This is a genomic window from Cupriavidus oxalaticus, from assembly GCF_016894385.1.
In the GTDB taxonomy this organism is placed as follows: Bacteria; Pseudomonadota; Gammaproteobacteria; order Burkholderiales; family Burkholderiaceae; genus Cupriavidus; species Cupriavidus oxalaticus.
Genome location: NZ_CP069812.1, coordinates 821,698 through 837,894, shown reverse-complemented (window position 1 = coordinate 837,894; position 16,197 = coordinate 821,698). Strand labels below are relative to the sequence as shown.

The window sequence follows — 16,197 nt, the reverse complement described above, 5'->3', positions numbered from 1 at the left end:
TCCAATATTGCGTGCAGCCGACGCGTGCCGGCCGCTGCGCAAAGCTGATCGGGGTGCTTGGGAATGCGCGGCAGGAGCGCCCGCCCGCGTTATAATTTCGCCTTTCCTGTCAGGCAGTTATCGCAAGCCGCCAGCGCCCTTCCCGCCTTTGCGGGCGCTGCCGTGCAGGCGCCGTCCCTCATGCAGATCGTCAATATTTCCGCTTACAAATTCGTCTCGCTGGACGACATCGAGACCCTGCGCCCGGCCATGCGCGAGCGCTGCGAAGCGGCCGGCCTGAAAGGCACGATCCTGCTCGCGCCCGAGGGCATCAACATGTTCCTGGCCGGCCCGCGCGAAGCCATCGATGGCTTCATGGCGTGGCTGCATGCCGACGCGCGCTTCGCCGATATCGCGCCCAAGGAAAGCCTGTCGGAGAACCAGCCCTTCAAGCGCATGCTGGTGCGTGCCAAGAAGGAAATCATCACCATGAAGATGCCGCTGATCCGCCCCGAAGAGGGCCGCGCGCCGTCGGTGCGGCCGGTGGACCTGAAGCGCTGGCTGGACCAGGGGCATGACGATGAGGGCCGCCCGGTGGTGATGCTCGATACGCGCAATGACTTCGAGGTGGCGGTCGGCACCTTCGAAGACGCGGTCGAGTACGACATCGCCAAGTTCAGCGAATTCCCCGAGGCCGTCGCCGCGCACAGGGCAGAGCTGGAAGGCAAGACCGTGGTGTCGTTCTGCACCGGCGGCATCCGCTGCGAGAAGGCCGCGATCCACATGCAGGAAGTCGGCGTCGAGCGCGTGTACCAGCTCGAGGGTGGCATCCTGAAGTACTTCGAGGAAGTCGGCGGCAGCCACTATCGCGGTGACTGCTTCGTCTTCGACTACCGCACCGCGCTGAACCCGAACCTGGAGCCCGCCGGCCCCAAGCAGTGCTTCGCCTGCCGTGCCGTGGTCACGCCGGAAGAACAGCAGAGCCCGCACTACGTGATCGGCAAGAGCTGCCCGCACTGCATCGGCACGAAGCAGGCCGCAGCCTGACAGAAGACCGGGGGCGGCCGCTCAGGCCGCCAACAGGTGGTAGAGATTGCGCAGCATGCCCGCGGTGGCGCCCCAGATAAAGCGGTGGCCGCCGCCCTCGCGCGGATAGGGCATGGCGTAGAACAGGCGTTCGCCGTCGACCCAGCGGAACAGGCGCCGCTCATGGTGTGACGGGTTCATCAGGAAAGCGAGCGGCACCTCGAAGACATCGGCCACTTCCGAGGCATCCGGGCGCAGCGTGAATCCATCGCGCACCAGGCCGACCACCGGGCTGACGTGGAACCCCGTGCCGGTGATGTAGTCAGGCAGCGCGCCCAGCACTTCCACGTAGTTGCGCGCCAGGCCCACCTCTTCTTCCGTTTCGCGCAGCGCCGTGTCGATGCGGTTCGTGTCCCACTGCTCCTGCCTGCCGCCGGGGAAACTGATCTGCCCCGCATGCGCGCTCAGGTTGGCATTGCGCTGGGTCAGCAGCACGGTCAGGCCATCGCGACGCTCCACCAGCGGCACCAGCACGGCGGCATCGCGCAGGCCTCGGCTGCGGTCGTAGACGCGCGATTCGTCGGTCAGCTCCGGCGCCCAGGCCGGCGGCAACTCGAAGCGGTGCCGGATGAAGTCGACCTGCAGGCGCGGCTCGCTCAATGGCGCATTGCGCAGGTCGGTGTCGACGACGGGAAGGGTTTCGGGATCGAAGGCGGGACGCATAACAACTGCAAGTATGACAGAAGCGCGCAATTCGGCGCCGCAGCAAAATCGGGCTGTTGCCAGTGCGCCAATGCGGCCAATGCAAAAAGGGCACCCAGCGGGTGCCCTTCCTGAGGAAATGCCGGCCGGGTTGCCCCGGCCGGCAGGTCCGGCTTACTCCGCAGCCTTGGCAGCGGCGGCAGCCTTCGACACCAGCTTTTCCTTGATACGTGCGGACTTGCCCGAACGCTGGCGCAGGTAGTACAGCTTGGCGCGGCGGACGTCACCGCGGCGCTTCACTTCGATGCCGGCGATCAGCGGCGAGTACAGCTGGAACGTACGTTCCACGCCTTCACCCGACGAGATCTTGCGCACGATGAAGGACGAGTTCAGGCCGCGGTTACGCTTGGCGATCACCACGCCTTCGTAGGCCTGCACGCGCTTGCGCGTACCTTCCACCACGTTCACGCTGACGATCACGGTGTCGCCGGGTGCGAATGCGGGGATGGTCTTGTTCGCGGTCAGACGCGCGATCTCTTCCTTCTCGATCTGCTCGATGAGGTTCATCGTTTTTTCTCCGTAACCATCGTGCCGGCGTTGTATGCCCCAGGCATGTCCCGGGCCCCGGCAGAGGATGGGGTTTTACCTGGCGGGAGTTGCCTCCCGCCCTTCCTTCGCCGCCCATTCCGACAAGAATTTCTCGTCGGCGCGGGACAGCAAACCTTGTTCGCGAGCCGCCTCGATCAGGTCGGGGCGCTTTCTCGCGGTATTGGCCAGCGCCTGCTGGCGCCGCCATTTCTCGATCTCGGCGTGATGGCCCCCGAGCAATATCTCGGGCACCCGCACGCCTTCATATTCTTCCGGCCGCGTGTAGTGCGGACAATCCAGCAGGCCGTTGACGAAGCTGTCCTGCACTGCGGACTGCGCGTCGCCCAGCACGCCGGGCAGGTGGCGCACCACCGCGTCGATCAGCGCCATCGCCGGCAGTTCGCCGCCCGACAGCACAAAGTCGCCGAGGCTGATTTCCTCGTCCACGCGGCGGTCGATCAGCCGCTGGTCGATGGCCTCGTAGCGGCCGCACAGCAGGACCAGGCCAGGCCGTTCGGCCAGCTCCATCACCTTGGCGTGCGACAGCGCCTTGCCTTGCGGCGACATCAGCACCACGTGCGGCTGCGGCACGCCGGCCTGCGCCTGCGTTGCCACCGCGGCATCGATCGCATCGTCCAGCGGCTTGGCCAGCATCACCATGCCGGGGCCGCCGCCATAGGGGCGATCGTCGATGGTGCGGTAGTTGTCGACCGTGAAATCGCGTGGATTCCAGGTGCGCAGCGCATACCGCTGTTGCTTGGCCGCCCGGCTGGTAATGCCCCAGTCGGTCAGCGCACGAAACATCTCGGGAAACAGCGTGATCACATCGAACTGCATCCGCTCTCCCCCTCCTGGGCACAAGCCGGGCTCGGTGCCGGGGTCAGTAATCGAGCCCCCAGTCCACCACGATGCGCTTGCCGGCGGTATCGACCGTGCGCAGGAACGCATCGACAAACGGGATCAGCCGTTCACCGGCCTTGCCGTCCGGCAGCGCGTACGCGATCTGCAGGATCTGGTGGGCACCGTTGTCGATCAGGCCGGATACTTCGCCCAGCAACTCGCCTTGCTCGTTGCTGACGCTGCAGCCGATCAGGTCGACCCAGTAAAACTCATCGTCTTCCGGCGCCGGAAAATCCGCACGCCGGATCCACACGCGACGGCCCCGCAGCGCTTCCGCAAGATTGCGGTCGGCAACGCCGGCAGCATTCGCCACCACCGTGCCGCTGTGCTCGCGCGACTGCGCGATCTTCACGCAGACCGGCTGGGCCTGCTGCGCATCGGCCGCCACCAGCCCCGCCTGCGGCGGCGCCAGCAGCCACCAGCGACGCGCATGCAGCAGGGCGGACGCGTCATTGGCATGTGGCTGGACCTTGATCCAGCCACGGATACCGTAGGCTGCGCCGACATAGCCGACTTCCACCAGGTCCTCCGGCAGGGCGTCGGCATACAGCAGCGCCGCGGGCATCTTGAGGGCCTTGGCAGGGGCCTTGAGGGCCTCGCCTTGCGGGTCCTGCGGCCGGTTCAGCGGCCGCTGCTTGCGTTCAGTCACGTGCGCAACGAAGAACGTGCCCTTGCGGGCACGCTATAGTTCGCTCAGTCCGATGGACCGGCGGTAATCAGGCCGCAGCCTTGGCGCCTTGCTTGACCAGGCGGGCAACGGTCGGCGACAGCTGGGCGCCAACGCCTTGCCAGTAGGCCAGGCGATCCTGCGCCAGGCGCAGGCCTTCTTCGCCTTCCGAAGCCAGCGGGTTGTAGAAGCCAACGCGCTCGATGAAACGGCCATCGCGACGGTTGCGCGAATCGGTAGCGACGATGTTGAAGAACGGGCGCTTCTTGCTGCCGCCGCGAGCCAGACGGATAACGACCATGGGATGATTCCTCAGAAAACGGGTGTCCGGGTGTTCAAACGAACACGAAACGCAAGAGTATAGCCCAGTTTCCGAGGCCAAACAAACACTTAGGCGATTGACGTGCCGGTGCCGTGCAGGCATCGTGGCAAAAACCGCGACAGGAGGCCTGACATGCGTCCGCATCTGCACTTCTTGATTCGTTCCGTGCGGCAGTCCGCCCTGCTCGCCGTGATCCTGCTGGCAGGCAGCGCGGCAGCGGCGCTGCCACTCGATCAGATCAAGCTGCCGGCCGGCTTCCGTATCGAGGTGCTGACACAGGACGTGCCGGGCGCACGCGCCATGGCGCTGTCACCGGCGGGCACGCTGTTCGTCGGCACGCTCCGGGAGGGCAAGGTCTACGCGGTGACCGACGCGCTCGGCGCCAGGCCGCGCGTGCGGACCATCACCAGCAGCCTGCGCATGCCAGCCGGCGTGGCCCTGCGAGATGGCAGCCTGTACGCCTCGTCCGTGTCCAGGATCGTACGCTTCGATCATATCGAAGCCCGCCTGGACAATCCGCCCGAGCCGGTGGTGGTAAGCGACCGCTTTCCCACCGAGACGCACCATGGCTGGAAATTCATCGCCTTCGGGCCGGACGGATATCTGTATGTCCCGGTCGGCGCACCCTGCAATATCTGCGCAAAGGACGAGAACCGCTACGCCAACATCATGAAGATGAAGCCCGACGGCAGCGACCTGCAGGTGGTAGCCCGCGGCGTGCGCAATACCGTCGGCTTCGACTGGCATCCGGCCACGCGCGAGCTGTGGTTCACCGACAATGGCCGCGACCGCATGGGCGACGACGTGCCGGACGACGAGCTGAACCGCGTCACCGCGGCCAACCAGCATTTCGGCTATCCGTACTGCCATGCCGGCAACGTCGCCGACCCCGAGTACGGCAGCCAGCGCGCGTGTTCGGAGTTTGTCGGCCCGGTGGCGCGGCTGGGCGCGCATGTGGCCGCGCTCGGCATGCGCTTCTACACCGGCAACCAGTTCCCGCCGGCGTACCGCAACAACGTGTTCATCGCCGAACACGGCAGCTGGGACCGCAGCGAGCCATCCGGCTACCGCGTCGTGCGCGTGGTGCTGGACGAGTCCGGCAAGGCAGTCCGACAGGAAGTGTTTGCCCAGGGATGGCTGCGCGGCCGGCCCTGGGGACGCCCGGCCGACGTGCTGGTCGCCCCTGACGGCTCGCTGCTGGTCAGCGACGACCTGGCCGGCGCGATCTACCGGATCCGCTACGCGCCGTAGGCGGGGGACGGCCCGCGCGAAGCCCGCAAAACAGCCAAAGCACGAGGGAAAGGCAAGGGCGGTGCGTCCGAAACAATCCGTTACACCGGTAACGCGCTTGGCATAGCGCGACCCGATGGCCCATGCGTACCATGAACCCATCTTCCAACAGCAACTTAGCGCGACAGGGACCAGGGAATCCGCATGCTCACCCGCTCTCTCCTGCGCGACCTGGTGGCTGGCATCCTGGTGGCCTCGGGCCTGGTCGGCGCGGTAGCCGCCAGTCATGCCCAGGTCGCGTTCTGGCAACAAGGCCGTGCCGACGCCCGGCCGGTGCGGCTTAAGGCCGGCGACGGCTGGCAGGTCGCCAGCGTGCGCGCCGAAAGCCGCGATCACGTACAGGCGCAGATCGACCGCATGGAAGCCCGCGCCCGTGCCGACGACCGCCTGAACGGCCGCCGCGCAGCCGCCATGCAGGGCGCTCGCGACGACAACCGCGCGCGGGCCCAGGATCAGCGCAGCGACCCTGCCGACAACCGCAACGACTCACGCCCCACCAACGTGGGGCCCGGCTGGCAGGCGCGCGGCCGCGACAACGGCGGACGCTGATTCGCCTGGTGGCCGGCGTCCCGCGAACTCACTGCGGAACTCGCGCCGCGCTCCGACTGTCTGTATCTGAGTGTGTGCCCCACTTTCCGGGTGCCGCACACAGGCTGCCGCCCGGCGCTGCCCGGGGCTCACAGCGTGCCGTCCAGTGCAGACGGCAATCGAACTGACCTGCCTCTGCCCGACACCTCCTGTCGGACCCGATCACGACAGCTCGGGCGCAGCCTCCAGAATGACAATAATTCTGTGAGGTTTGTCATGTCACCCCTGCTTAGCGACCTGGCCGAACACGCCGGCCAGTTATCGCTGTCCGTCCTGTTCATGGGTTTCCTTACCCTGGTTCTTTACGGCGAAACGCACATCAGCGAACACGCCGCCACCTTTATCAAGAGCCTGCTCGCAGGCGGCTGGCATTAGCGTCGCCCCGCGCGTCTGCTGATGCACTTCCTCTCCCTGGCCGTGACCGTCGGCGTACAATGACTGCCGGCAGGCACGCGTGTGCCGCCGTTTTACCTGAACTGCCACGCACGCCCCTACGCCATGCCTGCCGCCACGCCAGCCAGTCCCGCCACCACCCCTCCCGCCACCATCCGCGCTCCCATCCCGGCCCGCGGCAAGTCCAAGCTGCTGACGGTCGCGCTGGCGTTCCTGTTCGGCAGCCTCGGGGCGCACCGCTTTTACCTGGGCGGGCTGCGCGACGTGTACGGCTGGGCTCACCTGCTGGCGTTGCTGGCGGGCGCCATCGGTATTGCCTCGATGGCGACCGATGCCGGGACCCCCGCGCTCAACTGGACGTTCGCCGTTGCCGGCGGCGTCTCGGTCATCAGCGCCTTCCTGGCCGCGATCGTCTATGGCCTGCGCCCGGACGACAAGTGGGACGCGCGCTTCAATCCCCATGGCAAGCCCACGCGCTCCGGCTGGCCGGTCGTGATCCTGGTGATCCTGTCGCTGCTGATCGGCACCGGCCTGCTGATGGCGGGGCTGGCAATCAGCTTCCAGACCTTCTTCGAATCGCAGGTCGAGGCGGCGCGCGAGCTGTCGCAATAGCCACGGCGGCGGCGCCATGCCACCCTGCTGGAATTTACCCGGGCACCGAGGCGGGCGCTAAGTGCAGCCGGCATTTGCGCGAGGTCAATGCGGGCGCAATCGGCAGCTCCTCTTTCTTGCAAATCGCCCATACTGATAAAACCGTCCGATCCTGGCGGCGACATGCGCGGCGGAGCGTGGCTCTGGCGGCGCAAAGGAGCACCAATCGACATGCCCACGTATGACGAAGGACGCCTGGCAGCCATCGCCGTCAGGCTGGCGCTGTCCTCCGGACTGCCGCCATCGAGCGCGAAGGCCGCGCTGGACCTGGCCAGCCGCATGATCGGCGACCAGCAGGCCACCGAAGCCGCTCAGAACAAGGAACCTTGCGGATCGTCCTTGCCGCTTGGTCCCGCGGGTGGCCGGAACCGCGAAGTATCCAGTTCGAACCGGTTATAGCGGAAGCCGAGCCGGTCGGCGGCCTTGTAGAAGCGCTGGCGCAACAGGTCCGCCCACACGCCCGTGCCCCGCATGCGCGTGGCAAAGCTGGCATCGTAGGCTTTGCCTTCGCGCATGTCGCGAACGCGGTTCATGACCCGCTCGGCGCGGTCGGGGAAATGTGCCAGCAGCCATTCCTCGAACAGCGGCCGCACCTCCCATGGCAGCCGCAGCACGATGTAGTTCGCATAGACGGCGCCCGCCTCGCGCGCCGCTTCCAGCACACGCTCCAGGTCAGGCTCGGTGATGAACGGGATCACCGGGGCAATGCTTACGCCCACCGGGATGCCGGCGTCGGTCAGCGTGCGGATCGTGCGCAGCCGGCGTGACGGCGTCGCCGCGCGCGGCTCGAGCGTGCGCGCAATGTCCGCATCCAGCGTGGTGATAGTGACCGCGGCGACCGCGAGCCGCTTGGCAGCCATCGGCGCCAGCAGGTCGATATCACGCTCGATCAGTGAAGACTTGGTGATCAGCGCGACCGGATGGTCGTGCTCGCTCAGCACCTCGAGGATGCCGCGGGTGATGCGCTGCTCGCGCTCGATCGGCTGGTAGGCGTCGGTGTTGACGCCGAGCGCAATGGTTTCGCAGCGGTATGAGGGGCGAGCCAGGGCCTCGCGCAGCTTCTCGGCCGCGTTGGCCTTGGCGAACAGCCGGGTTTCGAAGTCGAGCCCCGGCGACAGGTCAAGGTAGGCGTGCGTGGGCCGCGCAAAACAGTAAATGCAGCCGTGCTCGCAGCCGCGGTACGGGTTCAGCGAAACGTCGAAGGGGATATCCGGCGACGCGTTGCGCGTCAGGATCGAACGCGCACGTTCGATGCGTACCTGCGTGCGCAGCGGCGGCAAGGGCATTTCCGGCGCCGGCGCGGCGCCGGAGGTATCCTCCGGATGCCCCTGACTTGCCGCGGCGGATGGCTCGTCCATGGCCGGAGCACCCCAGCCGTCGTCGAAGGCCTCGCGCTGGTCTCGCTCGAAGCGTCCCTGCAGGTTGCTGACCGCGCCGCGTCCCTTGCGCGCGACGGGCGGCCGTGGGGCCGCCTCCATATCGGCATCGGTGTCCGTGTCTTCAGGAGGATTGGTGGGGCGCTTCATGGTTGCCGGCATCGTTCGCCTGGCCTGGGTGGTCAGGTCGGCTGGCTCTTGTCCTCGACCGCGATTGCCAGCGTTTCCTTGATTTCTTCCATCACGACATAGCTTTTCGACTGCGCGGCGCCGGGCAGTTGCAGCAGGATGTCGCCCAGCAGCCGCCGGTATTCCCCGATCTCGCGGATGCGCGCCTTGATCAGGTAGTCGAAATCGCCCGACACGAGGTGACATTCCAGCACTTCCGGAATGCGCAGCACCTCGCGCCGGAACTGCTCGAACATATTGCCCGATTTATTGCCCAGCGAGATCTCGACGAATACCAGCAGCGCACTGCCCAGCAAGGAAGGGTTCAGCCGCGCGTAGTAGCCCATGATGACACCATCGCGCTCCAGGCGCTTGACCCGCTCGATGCAGGGCGTGATGGTCAGGCCGACCGCCTCCGCCAGGTCTTTCATCGAGATCCTTCCGTCGGCCTGCAGCAGCGTCAGGATCCTGCGATCGAGCCGGTCTAGGGTGCGTATGGGCTGGCGACTCGTTCTCATGAGTTTTTCCTGTTTTCCTGAGAAATTCGATAACTATGACTGGATTGATTTCAATAGTATAGAGATAAATCCTTCTTCAACCTGACATCGTAGTTGGGAGCCCCCGAAATGCGCGTTCTCGTACTTGGCAGTGGCGTCATTGGCGTCACCAGTGCGTGGTACCTGGCCAAGGCCGGTCACGAAGTGACCGTCGTCGATCGCGAGGCCGGGCCCGCACTTGGCACCAGCTTTGCGAACGCGGGGCAGATCTCCCCGGGTTATGCGTCGCCGTGGGCTGCCCCGGGCGTGCCGCTGAAGGCGATCAAGTGGATGTTCCAGGAACACGCCCCGCTGTCCATCCGTCCGGACGGCACGCTGTTCCAGCTGCAATGGATGTGGCAGATGCTGCTGAACTGCAGCGCCGAGCGCTATGCCGCGAACAAGGAGCGCATGGTGCGGCTGGCCGAATACAGCCGCGACTGCATCCGCGCATTGCGCGCGGAAACCGGCATCGCCTATGAAGGCCGCCAGCAAGGCACGCTGCAGGTGTTCCGCACCGACGAGCAGCTGCAAGGCGCGGCCAAGGACATCGCCGTGCTGGAAGAAGCCGGCGTGCCCTACCAGTTGCTTTCGCGCGAAGAACTCGCCGCGAGCGAACCGGCGCTGGCCGCAGTCAGCCACAAGCTGAGCGGCGGCCTGCGCCTTCCCAACGATGAAACCGGCGACTGCCAGTTGTTCACGACACGGCTTTCGCAGATGGCCGAGATGCTGGGCGTCAGGTTCCTGTACAACCGCTCGATCGACAGCCTGATGACACAGGGCGATGCCGTCACCGGCGCGGTGGTCAACGGCGAGCCGATCTCCGCCGACCTGGTGGTCGTGGCGCTGGGCAGCTGGTCGACGCAGCTGGTGAAGCCGTTCCTGTCGGGCATGTCCAACCTGCCGGTGTATCCGCTCAAGGGCTTCTCGATCACGGTGCCGCTCAGCGACGCCTCGCGCAGCCCGGTGTCGACGGTGCTGGATGAAACCTACAAGGTCGCCATCACCCGCTTCGACGACCGCATCCGCGTCGGCGGCATGGCGCAGATCGTCGGCTATGACCGCAGCCTCGACCCGGCCAAGCGCCGCACGCTCGAACACGTGGTCACCGACCTGTTCCCCGGCGCCGGCGATGTCAGCCAGGCCACCTTCTGGACCGGCCTGCGCCCGATGACGCCGGACGGCACGCCGATCGTCGGCCCGACGCAGGTACGCGGCCTGTGGCTGAACACCGGGCACGGCACGCTCGGCTGGACCATGGCCTGCGGCTCCGGCAAGCTGCTGTCGGACCTGGTTTCCGGGACTTCACCGGCGATCCGTGCCGATGACCTGTCGGTGGGACGCTATCTCAAGCCCACGCGCCATCACCTGGCGCCACGGCCGGCGCATGCCTGACAGCGACCACGCATAGACGACACAAGGGCGGCCCCGCGGGCCGCCCTTTTTGTTTGCTGATATCGCGGACCTCCCCGTAGCCATCACCAGACGCAAAAAAGCCGTTCGCGGGAAATCCCGGGAACGGCTCCTTTTGCGAACATTGCCGGCCGTATCATCCACCTCACGGCCGGCAAGCTGACGGCATCAGCCCAGCGCGGCCACCAGCTCCGGCACCACGGTGTTCAGATCGCCCACCAGGCCGTAGTCGGCCACGGAGAAGATCGGGGCTTCGGCATCCTTGTTGATCGCGACGATCACCTTGGAGTCCTTCATGCCGGCCAGGTGCTGGATCGCGCCCGAGATACCGACGGCGATGTACAGCTGCGGCGCGACGATCTTGCCGGTCTGGCCGACCTGGTAGTCGTTCGGCACGAAGCCGGCGTCCACGGCGGCGCGCGAGGCACCCAGCGCGGCGCCCAGCTTGTCAGCCAGCGGCGTCAGCACCTTGGTGTAGTTCTCGCCCGAACCCACGCCACGGCCACCCGAGACGATGATCTTGGCGGCGGTCAGTTCCGGACGGTCGCTCTTGGCCACTTCGCGCGAGACGAACTGCGAAACGCCCGCGTCGGCCACGGCCGGCAGGGTTTCGACGGCGGCCGAGCCACCTTCGGCGGCGGCGGCGTCAAACGCGGTGCCGCGCACGGTGATCACCTTGATCTTGTCTTCCGACTTGACCGTGGCGATGGCGTTGCCGGCGTAGATCGGGCGCTCGAAGGTGTCCGGAGCGTCGACCTTGGAGATTTCAGAGATCTGGGCCACGTCCAGCTTGGCGGCCACGCGCGGCAGGATGTTCTTGCCGTACGGGGTGGCCGGCGCCAGGATGTGCGAGTAGTCGTTGGCGATGGCCAGTGCCTGCTCGGCCACGTTTTCGGCCAGGCCGTCGCCAAAGTAGGCGGCGTCGGCCAGCAGGACCTTGGTCACGCCGGCGATCTTGGCGGCGGCGTCAGCCGCAGCCTTGGCGTTGGAACCGGCCACCAGCACGTGTACGTCGCCGCCGCATTGGGCTGCGGCGGTCACGGTGTTCAGCGTGGCGCCCTTGATCGATTGATTGTCGTGTTCAGCAATGACGAGTGCAGTCATGTTATTTCTCCCCCGCGCTCTCAGATAACCTTGGCTTCGTTCTTCAGCTTCTGCACCAGCGTCGCGACGTCCGGCACCATCACACCGGCGCTGCGCTTGGCAGGCTCGACCACCTTCAGGGTCGACAGGCGCGGCTTCACGTCCACGCCGAGGTCTTCCGGCTTGACGGTATCCAGCGGCTTCTTCTTGGCCTTCATGATGTTCGGCAGCGTGACGTAGCGCGGCTCGTTCAGGCGCAGGTCGGTCGTCACCACGGCCGGCAGCGTCAGCGACAGCGTTTCCAGGCCGCCGTCGACTTCGCGGGTCACCGAGGCCTTGCCGTCGGCCACCACCACCTTCGAGGCGAACGTGGCTTGCGGCAGGCCGGCCAGCGCGGCCACCATCTGGCCGGTCTGGTTCGAGTCATCGTCGATGGCCTGCTTGCCCAGGATCACCAGTTGCGGCTGCTCCTTGTCGATCAGCGCCTTCAGCAGCTTGGCCACGGCCAGCGGTTGCAGGTCTTCATTCGACTCCACCAGGATGCCGCGGTCGGCACCGATGGCCATCGCGGTGCGCAGGGTTTCCTGGCACTGCGTGACACCGCACGAGACGGCGACGACTTCGGTGACGACGCCGGCTTCCTTCAGGCGCACGGCCTCTTCCACGGCGATTTCGTCGAACGGGTTCATGCTCATCTTGACGTTGGCCAGATCGACGCCGGTGCCGTCCGCCTTGACGCGGACCTTGACGTTGTAATCCACCACCCGCTTGACTGCGACGAGTACTTTCATGCGCTCACTCCACTGATAGCTGATAGTCAGAAATTTTGTTCGCTCGTCATTATAACCACCGGGTGGGCGGCTCTCCTGTTTTTCGAACGATCGTACTATTTTATCGGCAAAATGATGCCGGGCATAGCCCGGCAGCCACCAGCCGTCAGGAGATTGTGCCGCAAACCCTGGCCTGCGGGGATCGTCTGATTGGATGAAACCCGCAAAGTGACCAAGGCTTTACAACCGGCTTTTCAACGCTTACCAGGCCGTGATGACCGATTCCTTGAAGGTCGAAGTGACGTATTGCTTGATTTCGGGCGAATGGTATGCCTTCACCAGCTTGGCCACCCACGGCTTGCTCTTGTCGGCCTCGCGGATCGCGATCAAGTTGGCGTACGGACCCTTCGGGCCTTCCATGCCAATCGCGTCCTTGGTCGGCGACAGGCCGGCCGATTCCGCATAGTTGCCGTTGATCGCGGCGGCATCCAGGTCATCCAGCGAGCGCGGCAGCTGCGCGGCGTCCAGCTCGACGATGCGGATCTTCTTCGGGTTCTCGGCGATGTCCAGCGGGGTCGCCTTCAGGCCGGCGTTGGGCTTGAGCTTGATCACGCCCTTGCTCTGCAGCAACAGCAGGCCGCGGCCGCCGTTGGTCGGATCGTTGGGCACGCCCACGCGCGCGCCCTGCTTGAGCTGGTCGAGCGACTTGATCTTCTTGGAGTACACGCCCATCGGGAAGGTCACGGTATAGGCGATGTGCGTGAACTTGTAGCCGCGGTCCTTGATCTGGGCTTCCAGGTAAGGCAGGTGCTGGTAGCTGTTGGCATCCAGGTCGCCGGCGGCGAGCGCGGCGTTGGGCTGGATGTAGTCGCTGAACTCGACCACCTGGATGTTCAGGCCGTCCTTGGCGGCGACCTTCTTCACCTGTTCCATGATCTGGGCGTGCGGGCCGCCGGTCACGCCGATCTTGATCGGCTTTTCCTGGGCGATCGCGCCGGTGGCGAGCGACGCGCCGAGCGCGGCGCCGAGGATCCATTGCAGCAGGTTGCGACGTTGCATGATGTGCGTTCCTATCTCGAGAAAGTTTTGGTTCAGCGGTGGCTGATGCGCCGGACCAGCCAGTCGCCGAAGCTCTGCACCGCCTGCACGAACACGATGAGGATCACCACCACCGCCACCATCACCTCGGTGATGTAGCGCTGGTAGCCATAGCGGATGCCCAGGTCGCCCAGGCCGCCGCCGCCGATCGCACCGGCCATGGCCGAGTAGCCGACCAGGCTGACGAAGGTGATGGTCAGGCCGGCGACGATGCCGGGCATGGCCTCGGGCAGCAGCACCTTCCATACGATCTGGCCAGTAGTGGCACCCATCGACTGGGCGGCCTCGACCAGGCCCTTGTCGACCTCGCGCAGCGCGCTTTCGACCAGGCGGGCGATAAACGGAATCGCCGCGATGGTCAGCGGCACGATCGCCGCGGTGGTGCCGATCGACGAACCCACGATAAAGCGCGTGAACGGAATCACCACCACCAGCAGGATGATGAACGGAATCGAGCGCACCGCATTGACCACCACGCCGATGGTGCGGTTGAACAGCGGGTGCGACAGCACGCCGCCGCGGTTGGTCAGGTGCAGCAGCACACCCAGCGGCACGCCCAGCAGCGAGCCGACCACGCCCGAGATCGCCACCATCAGCAGCGTCTCGTTGAACGAGGTCAGGAACAGGTCAGACATTTCAGACCACATGCTCGAACTCCTCCACCACGACGCCTTGCGCCTGCAGGTATTCCATGGCTGCCTTCACGTCGGCCAACTCGCCGGTGGCCATGATCGCGAGCGAGCCGAAGGCCTGGCCCTGGATCTCGTCGATATGGCCGTGCAGGATATTGAAGTCCAGCCCGTAGCGGCGGATCGCCTGCGCCAGCACCGGCTGGTCGACACCCTCGCCGGTGAAGGCGAGGCGGTAGACGTGGTCGCGGCCGTTGCCGAGCCGGCTTTCGACGCGCTTGAGCACGCTTGCCGGCAGCTCCTGCGAAATGACATCGCCGATCATGGCGCGTGTGACGTCGTGCTGCGGACGCAGGAACACGTCGATCACGCGCCCTTGCTCAACCACCTGGCCGGCTTCGAGCACCGCGACGCGGTCGCACACCTGCTTGATGACCTCCATCTGGTGCGTGATCATCACGATGGTCAGGCCCAGCTCCCGGTTGATCTGCTTGAGCAGCTCCAGGATGGAACGCGTGGTTTCCGGGTCCAGCGCCGAAGTGGCTTCGTCAGACAGCAGCACCTTGGGCTTGCTCGCCAGCGCGCGCGCAATGCCCACGCGCTGCTTCTGCCCGCCGCTGATCTGCGCCGGGTAGCGGTCCTTCAGCGCCGACAGCCCGACCAGCTCCAGCAGCGGCAGCACCGTGGCGGCGATTTCCGCCCTGGGCTTGCCCGCCAGTTCCAGCGGCAGTGCCACGTTGTCATAGACGGTGCGCGAGGACAGCAGGTTGAAATGCTGGAAGATCATGCCGATCTCGCGCCGGGCCAGGCGCAGCGCGCCGTTGTCCAGCGCGGTCAGGTCCTGGCCGTCGACGATGACGCGGCCGCTGCTGGGCCGGTTCAGCAGGTTGATGGCGCGAACCAGCGTGCTCTTGCCGGCGCCGCTGCGGCCGATGATGCCGAAGACTTCGCCCGCTGCAATCGACAGGCTGACGTCCCGCAATGCATGCACGTCGCCAGACGCGCCCGGGAAGCGCTGCGACAGTCCTTGCAGTTCGATCATGTAAAGGTGACCAAAAGAAAACGGCAACAGGCGAGGTTGTCTCGAGCGCTGTTGCCGCACTTATTTTTTGTGAAGCCGGTATTTTATGCGATTCGCTTCATACCATAAACGAATTTTTACCGATGTCTTTATGCACACACAGCATAAAGAAGCCGGTGAAGTCGGCTATTCGCCACGCCAGGACGGCGCACGCTTGTCGAGAAAGGCCTGCACGCCTTCCAGCGCGGAGTCTTCCATCATGTTGCAGGCCATGGTCTGGCCGGCCAGCTGGTAGGCGGCTTCGATGCCCATTTCAAGCTGGCGGTAAAACAGCCCCTTGCCGGCGGCCACGGCCGCTGCCGGCTTGGCGCAGATGCTGGCGGCCAGCCGCGCCACCTCGTCGTCCAGCGCGGCGGCCGGCACCACGCGGTTGACCAGCCCGCGCTCGCGCGCGGTGGCGGCATCGATCATGTCGCCGGTCAGCAGCATTTCCATGGCCTGCTTGCGGTGCAGGTTGCGCGACAGCGCCACGCCCGGCGTCGAGCAGAACAGGCCGAGGTTGACGCCGGACACCGCAAAGCGCGCGTCGTCGGCGGCAACGGCAAGATCGCACATCGCCACCAGCTGGCAGCCGGCCGCGGTGGCGATGCCTTGTACCCGCGCGATCATGGGCTGCGGCATCTTCTGGATCGCCATCATCATGCGCGTGCAGCGGTCGAACAGGCGCCGGTAGTAATCGTGCGACGGTGTCGCGCGCATCTCGCGCAGGTCATGGCCGGCGCAGAAGGCCTTGCCCGCACCGGCCAGCACCACCACGCGCACGGCGTCGTCGGCGGCGAGCCGGCGGAAGGTCTCGGCCAGCGCGTCCAGCAGGCCTTCGGACAAGGCGTTGAAGGCCTGGGGCCGGTTCATGGTCACCCGGACCACGCCCGCGGCATCGCGCGTTTCGGTCAGCAGCGGCGCGTCCACGCGCGCATCGTTCTCGGCCATGGCGGAT

19 protein-coding genes are annotated in these 16,197 nt (G+C 66.0%); 6 read left to right on the top strand and 13 right to left on the bottom strand.

Going from position 1 to position 16,197, the window contains the following annotated elements; genetic code table 11:
* Positions 1-180: 180 nt before the first annotated feature.
* Positions 181-1,026: a sulfurtransferase gene (locus tag JTE92_RS16190; RefSeq protein ID WP_063237100.1), complete on the top strand. Its 846-nt coding sequence runs from the start codon at positions 181-183 to the stop codon at positions 1,024-1,026.
* 21 nt (positions 1,027-1,047) lie between these two features.
* Here the strand turns inward: JTE92_RS16190 and JTE92_RS16185 are convergent, their stop codons facing one another.
* From JTE92_RS16185 to rpsP, 5 genes are all read right to left on the bottom strand, one after another.
* Positions 1,048-1,728 carry a CoA pyrophosphatase gene (locus JTE92_RS16185; protein ID WP_063237099.1) on the bottom strand — a complete coding sequence of 227 codons (681 nt, stop codon included), beginning with the start codon at positions 1,726-1,728 and terminating at the stop codon, positions 1,048-1,050.
* Between the two features lie 153 nt (positions 1,729-1,881).
* Positions 1,882-2,274 carry a 50S ribosomal protein L19 gene (rplS, locus tag JTE92_RS16180; protein WP_063237098.1) on the bottom strand — a complete coding sequence of 131 codons (393 nt, stop codon included), beginning with the start codon at positions 2,272-2,274 and terminating at the stop codon, positions 1,882-1,884.
* Between the two features lie 75 nt (positions 2,275-2,349).
* On the bottom strand, positions 2,350-3,132 hold the full coding sequence (gene trmD / locus JTE92_RS16175; protein WP_063237097.1) for a tRNA (guanosine(37)-N1)-methyltransferase TrmD: 783 nt from the start codon (positions 3,130-3,132) through the stop codon (positions 2,350-2,352).
* Positions 3,133-3,175: 43 nt separating this feature from the next.
* A complete protein-coding gene (gene rimM, locus JTE92_RS16170; RefSeq protein WP_232353344.1) occupies positions 3,176-3,760 on the bottom strand; it encodes a ribosome maturation factor RimM in 585 nt (194 codons plus the stop codon).
* A gap of 151 nt (positions 3,761-3,911) precedes the next feature.
* Positions 3,912-4,163, bottom strand: a complete 252-nt coding sequence (gene rpsP / locus JTE92_RS16165) for a 30S ribosomal protein S16 (protein ID WP_029045686.1) — start codon at positions 4,161-4,163, stop codon at positions 3,912-3,914.
* Positions 4,164-4,316: 153 nt separating this feature from the next.
* Here rpsP and JTE92_RS16160 point away from each other — a divergent pair, with 153 nt between their 5' ends.
* From JTE92_RS16160 to JTE92_RS16145, 4 genes are all read left to right on the top strand, one after another.
* Positions 4,317-5,435, top strand: coding sequence for a PQQ-dependent sugar dehydrogenase (locus JTE92_RS16160; protein ID WP_063237096.1), 1,119 nt, complete (start codon positions 4,317-4,319; stop codon positions 5,433-5,435).
* A gap of 183 nt (positions 5,436-5,618) precedes the next feature.
* Positions 5,619-6,023: a hypothetical protein gene (locus JTE92_RS16155; RefSeq protein ID WP_063237095.1), complete on the top strand. Its 405-nt coding sequence runs from the start codon at positions 5,619-5,621 to the stop codon at positions 6,021-6,023.
* A 255-nt stretch (positions 6,024-6,278) separates the two neighbouring features.
* Positions 6,279-6,437, top strand: a complete 159-nt coding sequence (locus JTE92_RS16150; protein WP_167525685.1) for a hypothetical protein — start codon at positions 6,279-6,281, stop codon at positions 6,435-6,437.
* Between the two features lie 123 nt (positions 6,438-6,560).
* Positions 6,561-7,067 carry an NINE protein gene (locus JTE92_RS16145; protein WP_063237191.1) on the top strand — a complete coding sequence of 169 codons (507 nt, stop codon included), beginning with the start codon at positions 6,561-6,563 and terminating at the stop codon, positions 7,065-7,067.
* Positions 7,068-7,417: 350 nt separating this feature from the next.
* On the opposite strand, the gene JTE92_RS16140 is transcribed toward JTE92_RS16145, so the two are convergent.
* Both JTE92_RS16140 and JTE92_RS16135 read right to left on the bottom strand, forming a co-directional pair.
* The gene (locus tag JTE92_RS16140; protein WP_063237190.1) at positions 7,418-8,584 is read right to left on the bottom strand and encodes a PA0069 family radical SAM protein; all 1,167 of its coding nucleotides are present in this window, start codon (positions 8,582-8,584) and stop codon (positions 7,418-7,420) included.
* Positions 8,585-8,664: 80 nt separating this feature from the next.
* Entirely contained in the window at positions 8,665-9,168 is a 504-nt protein-coding gene (locus JTE92_RS16135) for an Lrp/AsnC ligand binding domain-containing protein (RefSeq protein WP_063237094.1), read from the bottom strand.
* A gap of 108 nt (positions 9,169-9,276) precedes the next feature.
* Here JTE92_RS16135 and JTE92_RS16130 point away from each other — a divergent pair, with 108 nt between their 5' ends.
* On the top strand, positions 9,277-10,581 hold the full coding sequence (locus tag JTE92_RS16130) for a D-amino acid dehydrogenase (RefSeq protein WP_063237093.1): 1,305 nt from the start codon (positions 9,277-9,279) through the stop codon (positions 10,579-10,581).
* Between the two features lie 186 nt (positions 10,582-10,767).
* Here JTE92_RS16130 and JTE92_RS16125 read toward each other — a convergent pair whose 3' ends face one another.
* The 6 genes from JTE92_RS16125 to JTE92_RS16100 form a co-directional block, all read right to left on the bottom strand.
* The gene (locus tag JTE92_RS16125) at positions 10,768-11,703 is read right to left on the bottom strand and encodes an electron transfer flavoprotein subunit alpha/FixB family protein (RefSeq protein ID WP_029045693.1); all 936 of its coding nucleotides are present in this window, start codon (positions 11,701-11,703) and stop codon (positions 10,768-10,770) included.
* A 20-nt stretch (positions 11,704-11,723) separates the two neighbouring features.
* Entirely contained in the window at positions 11,724-12,473 is a 750-nt protein-coding gene (locus JTE92_RS16120; protein WP_063237092.1) for an electron transfer flavoprotein subunit beta/FixA family protein, read from the bottom strand.
* Between the two features lie 240 nt (positions 12,474-12,713).
* Positions 12,714-13,511, bottom strand: coding sequence for a MetQ/NlpA family ABC transporter substrate-binding protein (locus JTE92_RS16115; protein WP_063237091.1), 798 nt, complete (start codon positions 13,509-13,511; stop codon positions 12,714-12,716).
* A gap of 32 nt (positions 13,512-13,543) precedes the next feature.
* Entirely contained in the window at positions 13,544-14,197 is a 654-nt protein-coding gene (locus JTE92_RS16110) for a methionine ABC transporter permease (protein WP_042884496.1), read from the bottom strand.
* Positions 14,187-15,221, bottom strand: a complete 1,035-nt coding sequence (locus JTE92_RS16105; RefSeq protein ID WP_063237090.1) for a methionine ABC transporter ATP-binding protein — start codon at positions 15,219-15,221, stop codon at positions 14,187-14,189. Before JTE92_RS16105 ends, JTE92_RS16110 begins: the two co-directional genes overlap by 11 nt.
* A 165-nt stretch (positions 15,222-15,386) precedes the next feature.
* A complete protein-coding gene (locus JTE92_RS16100) occupies positions 15,387-16,190 on the bottom strand; it encodes an enoyl-CoA hydratase (RefSeq protein WP_063237089.1) in 804 nt (267 codons plus the stop codon).
* Between the last annotated feature and the right edge of the window lie 7 nt (positions 16,191-16,197).

Coding starts and splice junctions, on each gene's coding strand:
- JTE92_RS16190 (WP_063237100.1), top strand. CDS start 181: ATGCAGATCGTCAATATTTCCGCTTACAAATTCGTCTCGCTGGACGAC.
- JTE92_RS16185 (WP_063237099.1), bottom strand. CDS start 1,728: ATGCGTCCCGCCTTCGATCCCGAAACCCTTCCCGTCGTCGACACCGAC.
- rplS (WP_063237098.1), bottom strand. CDS start 2,274: ATGAACCTCATCGAGCAGATCGAGAAGGAAGAGATCGCGCGTCTGACC.
- trmD (WP_063237097.1), bottom strand. CDS start 3,132: ATGCAGTTCGATGTGATCACGCTGTTTCCCGAGATGTTTCGTGCGCTG.
- rimM (WP_232353344.1), bottom strand. CDS start 3,760: ATGCCCGCGGCGCTGCTGTATGCCGACGCCCTGCCGGAGGACCTGGTG.
- rpsP (WP_029045686.1), bottom strand. CDS start 4,163: ATGGTCGTTATCCGTCTGGCTCGCGGCGGCAGCAAGAAGCGCCCGTTC.
- JTE92_RS16160 (WP_063237096.1), top strand. CDS start 4,317: ATGCGTCCGCATCTGCACTTCTTGATTCGTTCCGTGCGGCAGTCCGCC.
- JTE92_RS16155 (WP_063237095.1), top strand. CDS start 5,619: ATGCTCACCCGCTCTCTCCTGCGCGACCTGGTGGCTGGCATCCTGGTG.
- JTE92_RS16150 (WP_167525685.1), top strand. CDS start 6,279: ATGTCACCCCTGCTTAGCGACCTGGCCGAACACGCCGGCCAGTTATCG.
- JTE92_RS16145 (WP_063237191.1), top strand. CDS start 6,561: ATGCCTGCCGCCACGCCAGCCAGTCCCGCCACCACCCCTCCCGCCACC.
- JTE92_RS16140 (WP_063237190.1), bottom strand. CDS start 8,584: ATGGAGGCGGCCCCACGGCCGCCCGTCGCGCGCAAGGGACGCGGCGCG.
- JTE92_RS16135 (WP_063237094.1), bottom strand. CDS start 9,168: ATGAGAACGAGTCGCCAGCCCATACGCACCCTAGACCGGCTCGATCGC.
- JTE92_RS16130 (WP_063237093.1), top strand. CDS start 9,277: ATGCGCGTTCTCGTACTTGGCAGTGGCGTCATTGGCGTCACCAGTGCG.
- JTE92_RS16125 (WP_029045693.1), bottom strand. CDS start 11,703: ATGACTGCACTCGTCATTGCTGAACACGACAATCAATCGATCAAGGGC.
- JTE92_RS16120 (WP_063237092.1), bottom strand. CDS start 12,473: ATGAAAGTACTCGTCGCAGTCAAGCGGGTGGTGGATTACAACGTCAAG.
- JTE92_RS16115 (WP_063237091.1), bottom strand. CDS start 13,511: ATGCAACGTCGCAACCTGCTGCAATGGATCCTCGGCGCCGCGCTCGGC.
- JTE92_RS16110 (WP_042884496.1), bottom strand. CDS start 14,197: ATGTGGTCTGAAATGTCTGACCTGTTCCTGACCTCGTTCAACGAGACG.
- JTE92_RS16105 (WP_063237090.1), bottom strand. CDS start 15,221: ATGATCGAACTGCAAGGACTGTCGCAGCGCTTCCCGGGCGCGTCTGGC.
- JTE92_RS16100 (WP_063237089.1), bottom strand. CDS start 16,190: ATGGCCGAGAACGATGCGCGCGTGGACGCGCCGCTGCTGACCGAAACG.